The organism is Teichococcus wenyumeiae (assembly GCF_003696345.1).
GTDB classification, from domain to species: Bacteria; Pseudomonadota; Alphaproteobacteria; order Acetobacterales; family Acetobacteraceae; genus Pseudoroseomonas; species Pseudoroseomonas wenyumeiae.
The window spans coordinates 1-5,685 of sequence record NZ_RFLX01000089.1 but is presented as its reverse complement, the minus strand read 5'-3'; the positions used below and the strand labels follow the sequence as shown (position 1 = coordinate 5,685).

Sequence of the window (5,685 nt, the reverse complement as noted above, 5' to 3'; positions counted from 1 at the left end):
GCTCGTCGTGGTGCTTGGCGCGCTCATCGCCGCCTTCTTCGCCAATGACGGCGCGGCGCTGCTGCTGACGCCCATCGTCATGGCCATCCTGCTGCGCCTGAACTTCTCCGCGGGCGCCACCCTGGCTTTCATCGTCGCCTGCGGCTTCGTGGCGGACACCACCAGCCTGCCGCTGGTGATCTCGAACCTCGTCAACATCGTCTCGGCCAACTACTTCAACATCGGCTTCGACCACTATGCTGCCGTGATGGTGCCCGTGAACCTGGTGGCGCTGGCGGCGACGCTGGCCGTGCTCTGGGTCTATTTCGGGCGCCAAGTACCTGCCACCTACGCGATGGGCCAGCTTGAGCAGCCCGGCGCCGCCATCCGCGACCACCTCATCTTCCGAGCCGCCTTCCCGTTGCTCGCCGTGCTGCTGCTAGCCTACTTCGTCCTAGCGCCTTTGGGTGTTCCGGTTGCTGTCGTGACGGGCGCAGCCGCCCTGGTCCTGCTGGCGCTGGCGGGGCGCTGGCATCGGGGCGGCCGCGGTAGCGTGGTGGCCGTCCGCAAGGTGCTGGCAGGCGCGCCCTGGCAGATCGTTATCTTCTCCCTCGGCATGTATCTCGTGGTCTACGGCCTTCGGAATGCCGGGCTGACGGACTACCTGGCGCAGGCACTGGTCTGGCTGGCAGGACATGGCCTGTGGGTCGCCACCATCGGCACCGGCTTCGGCGCGGCGCTGCTGTCCTCGGTGATGAACAACATGCCGGGCGTGCTGGTAGGCGCTTTGGCCATCGAGCAGGCGCAAGGCATCCCGCCTGCCATCCGAGAGGCGATGATCTACGCCAACGTCATCGGCTGCGACCTCGGGCCGAAGTTCACACCCATCGGCAGCCTGGCGACCCTGCTCTGGCTGCATGTGCTGGCCAGCAAGGGCACCACGATCACCTGGGGGCAGTACATGAAGGTCGGCGTGGTCATCACGCCGCCGGTCCTCCTGGTGGTGCTGGCCGCCTTGGTGCTTTGGCTGCCGGTGGTGGGCACGCCGTGAGCAACGCTGACCGCCCGCGCCATCCAATGCTTACCGACGACGGGGAGACCCTGATGCCGTCCGACCTCGACCTCTCGCTGCCTAACGTGGCCGACGAACACCTGCAGATGCCGAACCCCGCCAAGCTCGGTATCTCCGGCGTCAGCACGCACCCGCCGCGCATCCTGCTGCTCTATGGCTCGCTGCGGGAGCGGTCCTACAGCCGCTTCCTGACGCTGGAGGCTGAGCGCATCCTCCGCCGCCTCGGCGCCGAGACGCGGGTCTTCGACCCCCGCGACCTGCCGGTGGTCGACAGCGTGCCTGCCGACCATCCCAAGGTGGTGGAGCTGCGGGAACTGTCCTTGTGGTCCGAGGGCCAGGTCTGGTGCAGCCCGGAGCGGCACGGCGCCGTCACGGGCATCCTGAAGAACCAGATCGACTGGCTGCCGCTAGAGAGCAAGGGCATCCGGCCGACCCAGGGGCGCACGCTGGCGGTGATGCAGGTGTCGGGCGGCAGCCAGAGCTTCAACAGCGTCAACACGCTGCGCCTGCTCGGCCGCTGGATGCGGATGATCACCATCCCCAACCAGTCCTCGGTGCCGAAGGCGTACGAGCAGTTCGACGAGGACGGCCGGATGCTGCCCGGTCCTCTCTATGACCGCGTCGTCGACGTCATGGAGGAACTGGTGAAGTTCACGCTACTAACGCGCGACATCTCCAGCCACCTGACCGACCGCTACAGCGAGCGGAAGGAGCGGGCGGAGAAGCAGGCCAAGGCTGACCTGGCCAAGTTGTCCGGCGCTGTCGAGTAGAGGTCAGCAGCGCCGCGTACCATCGAGCTGGATGGCGGCACTCGTGGGCATAGTCTGGCCGACACCGGAAAGGCAGGTTTCGGGGCTTGGTTGGGCGGTAGCGGACATCTGGCTTCAGGCCCTTGCGCTGGACCCGCTCCGAAGCCGACCGCGATATTAGGTGTGCAGATGGCTGCTACCGTACGGCAGCCGCGCATTCCTACAGCTTCAGCTATGGTCTGGCAGCTAAGTGATCAGGTCAAAAGCTTGTCGCGATGGTACCTGAGGAATGCCTGCTGTGCTTCCGATGGTGCTCTTCGAAGTCGTGCGTCCTCTGTCACTCCTAACCATCTCCATAGTCCGTTCCGCAATCGCGGCGAGAAGACAATGCCTCCGGCATCATCGAAGCTTATGAGCTTTCGATCAAAGGCGGCGTCCAAAGTGGCCACAAGAAGAAGGCCATTTTCAGGATCTAGACGCTCATCATTGTCGCTGCACACCCAGGGTTTGATATGAGATGCTCGGAGTAACTCTAGAATTGGAGCGCCAGTTACAGCGCATTCATTCTTCCATGCTGCCATTAAGCGTTCCCGGAAGACGCCTTGACCGCGACGTGCCTGGATTAGCGCTTGGCGCTCTGTCTCAGGCAACTCAGCAAGTTGTCCGCTGACCCTATCTATCTCTTCATCGGCTGATGACGCGATCAAGGAATAGTCCTCCGATGCATCAAGAGCACCGATCCGGACAAGCAGATTCCTTAGCGCATAAATGTCAGACACTTCAAAGTGGGCTGCAATCCGCTGACCTCGTTTTCTCAACGGTTCAGGTTTAGGGAAGTCTATAAGATTGTGGTTGTTGTAAATCCCTTTAGGAGTGATCCCAGGAATCGGATTTTCTAGAAGGCGTTCTTGCCAATCAGGAAAGAGAAGAAGGGGTGATGCTTCGTTCTTTCCTTTAACGCCGATAAACGTGCCATTCTTCGAGCGGTACGTTCGGGCGTGTGTCGACGGTCGTGTAAGCGTAAAGTTCTCTTCCAGGAAATTCTGAACTTCCGATCTGGTCATTACGATCAATTCAGGCATCCAAACCTACATTTTCATCCTGCTTCAAAGTGCACCGGAACATTGGCTTGCGCCAGCATATCTGGAGCATCGAAGATCGGCCTACCATCCCACCGCAGCAGCCGGGTTGAAGGCATTGCCGTCAACCCGGCTGCCTGCACGGCTTGGATCGACAACAACTGCAAGCGGTTGAGCGGCTCTGGGCATGGCTGAAGGATGGCGCGCCGTCTCCATTCGCTACGAGAAGGCCGTACGATCCGGTCCATTCGTGGCCGGAGGCGCATGTCCGCTTTGCGGAAACCTGATTCGCCGCCTGGGTGTCTGAGAAGGGCGCGTAGCCGCCGTCAGCTCGTCTGTCGAAGTTGCAGCTCAGCGTTTTCGATCAGGATCAAGCTGACGGCATGCTGGACGTCAGCGCGCGCTCTGTGCGCTGGTGGCGACCGTCCGCTGGTCCTGCCGCGCCTCATAGGTCACCCCACGCCGCGTCGCCCAGAAGTTGACGAGCTGGTACAACGGGATGGCCGCAACATCCTCGGCCACGATCTTCTGACCCTGGATCAGCAGGGCCTCGCGGGCCGCATCATCCATGGTGGACTGCGCCCGGGTGATCAGCGCGTCCAGTTGCGGATTGGAGTAGCCGCCCCAGTTCGCGGGCCCTGCACCGGTCTTGCTGTCCATGGTGATGAAGAGGTTGTTCAGCACATAGCCGGCCTCGCCCGTGCTAACGCCCCAGCTGAAGAACGGCATCAGGTACTCGTGCTTGGCGCCACGCCCGAGATACACCGAAGCCGGCACGGCATTGACCTCTGTCCGGACGCCGATGCGGGTCCACATCTGCGCAATGGCCTGCGCCACGGTGCGGAAATCCGGCCGGTCCGCGAAGGCGCTGAGCGTCAGGCGGAAGCCATTGGGAAACCCTGCCTCCGCAAGGAGCGCCTTGGCGCGCGCCTGATCAAAGGCCGGAATGCCGATCTCGGGCGTATAGGAATAGGCCCCTGGCCACATGAACTGTCCCGCGGCTTGGGCAGTCCCTTCCAGCACGCGTTCGGCGAGGCTTTTGCGATCAATGCCGAGCGACAAGGCCTGCCGCACCCGCAGGTCCTTCAACGGGTTCCGCGCGAGAGGCTGCCCTTCGTTGTCAGCGGCCTCCGCGGAGCCGCCTTCCGTGATGACATTGGGCAGCAACATGATGGAGCGGTTGCCGGGTGCGGAGACCACGCGGAAGCGTTCGTCCCGGCGCAGGCGCGGCAGGTCATTGCGGCTGGGCGCGTCGATCATGTCCACATCGCCGGCCAGGAGGGCGGCACTGCGCGTACCCTCATTGGCGATGAAGCGCATCTCCACCCGCTCCCATTCCGGCTTCTCGCCCCAGTAGGCGGGATTGCGCTCCATCACCGCACGGTCGTTGCGGGCAAAGGAGACCAGGCGGAACGGGCCGGTGCCGGCAGCGACGGCGGCGTTGTCGAAGTCGCCGCTATCCTTCCCCTCCACCGCGTGCTTCGCGACGATGGAGAGAGCGCTCAGGTTCGTCGGCAGGATTGGAGAGGGTTGTTTGGTGGTGATGCGGACCGTTCGCGGCCCTGCCGCCTCGATGCTGGCGATGTCGCGGGTGAACGGCGCATAGCCCAGCGGGCTGTTGGGGATGTTGGCGGACCGCGTGAGGGAGAAGACCACGTCTTCCGGTGTCAGCGGCCGGCCGTCGGACCAGGTCACGCCCTCTCGCAGGGTAAAATCCCAGGCGGTGTCGCTCACCAGCTTCCACTCGGTGGCGAGGCCAGGGGCCAGGGACATGTCGCCCTTTTGTTCGACCAGCCGGTTGAAGAGGTGCAGGGCGAGGTTGCGGTCGCCGATGCCATTGTAGAAGTGGGGATCAACCGAGAGCGGGAAGGCGCTGACGCCGATCCTGAGATCGGCCGCCTGCGCGGCAGACGCAGCCGCGCCGAAGAACAGCACCGCTGCGGTGATACGCCAGTTCGAACCCATCGTCTTGTTCCCTTCCCACAGTCAGATCAGACCGTCCGCCTGGCCAAGCGGCTCAACCATCGCACGGCCAAGGCCATGATAGCAGGCGTCAAGACACGCTTGGTCCAAACCAGGTGAACCAGCCCGGGCGCCGGGTCCATCAAGCGGACGCTCGAGGACGACCCTCCCCTGCCCTGCACAGCCTGTCCACCCGGTGATCCACAGCTTCGTCCCCGCGATCTGGGGACAAGTTCATGGCCGGTCTGGCGGTAGCCGCTTCTCAGCGCAGTGCTAGCTCCTCCAGATAGGCATCGAGCGGGTAGAAGCGACTGGCCACCGCCTGCAGCTCGCGGCTGGCATGGGACCAGTAGAGCAGCCTCACCTCGAAGCCGTCCGCCACCAGCTGCCGCACCATCGGTTCGTAGTCACCATCGCCAGCCACCAGGGTGATGTGGTCCCTGCCCGGCTGGCCCAGCAGGTAGGCATCGCGGCAGATGCGGGTAACCACGCCGGTGTCGACCCGCTTCTCGCGGCCGTTGGCAGCGCGCTCCACCACCCGCACCTCAAAGCCGGCCGCCTCGGCATGCGGCCACAGCCCTTCATTGCCGTCAGTGACCGAGCCGAAGACTGCGGCCTGCACCGGATCTTCGACCTCCCGCAGCAGCGCCATCAGGCGGTGGAAGTCGAGGCGGTAACTGAAGTCGGGACTGCTCTGCTGGTTGACCTCGGCCAGGCTGCGGGCCCAGCCCCGCGCCACCGCGCTGACCTTCTGCGCCTCAATGAACAGGTTGCTGCAGTCGATATAGGCCAAGTGCACGGTGATGCCTTTGCCGGGCTGGTTTGCGGCGCCCGCTCCGGCGAG

At 63.9% G+C, this 5,685-nt stretch carries 5 protein-coding genes; 2 read left to right on the top strand and 3 right to left on the bottom strand.

Translation table 11 applies throughout. The annotated features are described in order from the left end of the window. Together arsB and arsH are read left to right on the top strand one after the other, a co-directional pair. Nucleotides 1-1,030, top strand: a 1,030-nt coding sequence (gene arsB / locus EBE87_RS27435) for an arsenical efflux pump membrane protein ArsB (protein WP_122140292.1), incomplete at its 5' end; no start/stop codon positions are given. Nucleotides 1,031-1,083: 53 nt separating this feature from the next. Beyond that, entirely contained in the window at nt 1,084-1,821 is a 738-nt protein-coding gene (arsH, locus tag EBE87_RS27430) for an arsenical resistance protein ArsH (RefSeq protein ID WP_122140291.1), read from the top strand. 233 nt (nt 1,822-2,054) lie between these two features. Here arsH and EBE87_RS27425 read toward each other — a convergent pair whose 3' ends face one another. The 3 genes from EBE87_RS27425 to EBE87_RS27415 all read right to left on the bottom strand — a co-directional run. Further along, nucleotides 2,055-2,882: an HNH endonuclease gene (locus EBE87_RS27425; protein WP_122140290.1), complete on the bottom strand. Its 828-nt coding sequence runs from the start codon at nt 2,880-2,882 to the stop codon at nt 2,055-2,057. A 390-nt stretch (nt 2,883-3,272) separates the two neighbouring features. Then, nucleotides 3,273-4,844: an ABC transporter substrate-binding protein gene (locus EBE87_RS27420; protein ID WP_122140289.1), complete on the bottom strand. Its 1,572-nt coding sequence runs from the start codon at nt 4,842-4,844 to the stop codon at nt 3,273-3,275. A gap of 259 nt (nt 4,845-5,103) precedes the next feature. Next, the coding region (locus EBE87_RS27415; RefSeq protein WP_147465062.1) for an NYN domain-containing protein at nt 5,104-5,685 on the bottom strand (582 nt) is incomplete at its 5' end.

Coding starts and splice junctions, on each gene's coding strand:
- arsH (WP_122140291.1), top strand. CDS start 1,084: ATGCCGTCCGACCTCGACCTCTCGCTGCCTAACGTGGCCGACGAACAC.
- EBE87_RS27425 (WP_122140290.1), bottom strand. CDS start 2,882: ATGCCTGAATTGATCGTAATGACCAGATCGGAAGTTCAGAATTTCCTG.
- EBE87_RS27420 (WP_122140289.1), bottom strand. CDS start 4,844: ATGGGTTCGAACTGGCGTATCACCGCAGCGGTGCTGTTCTTCGGCGCG.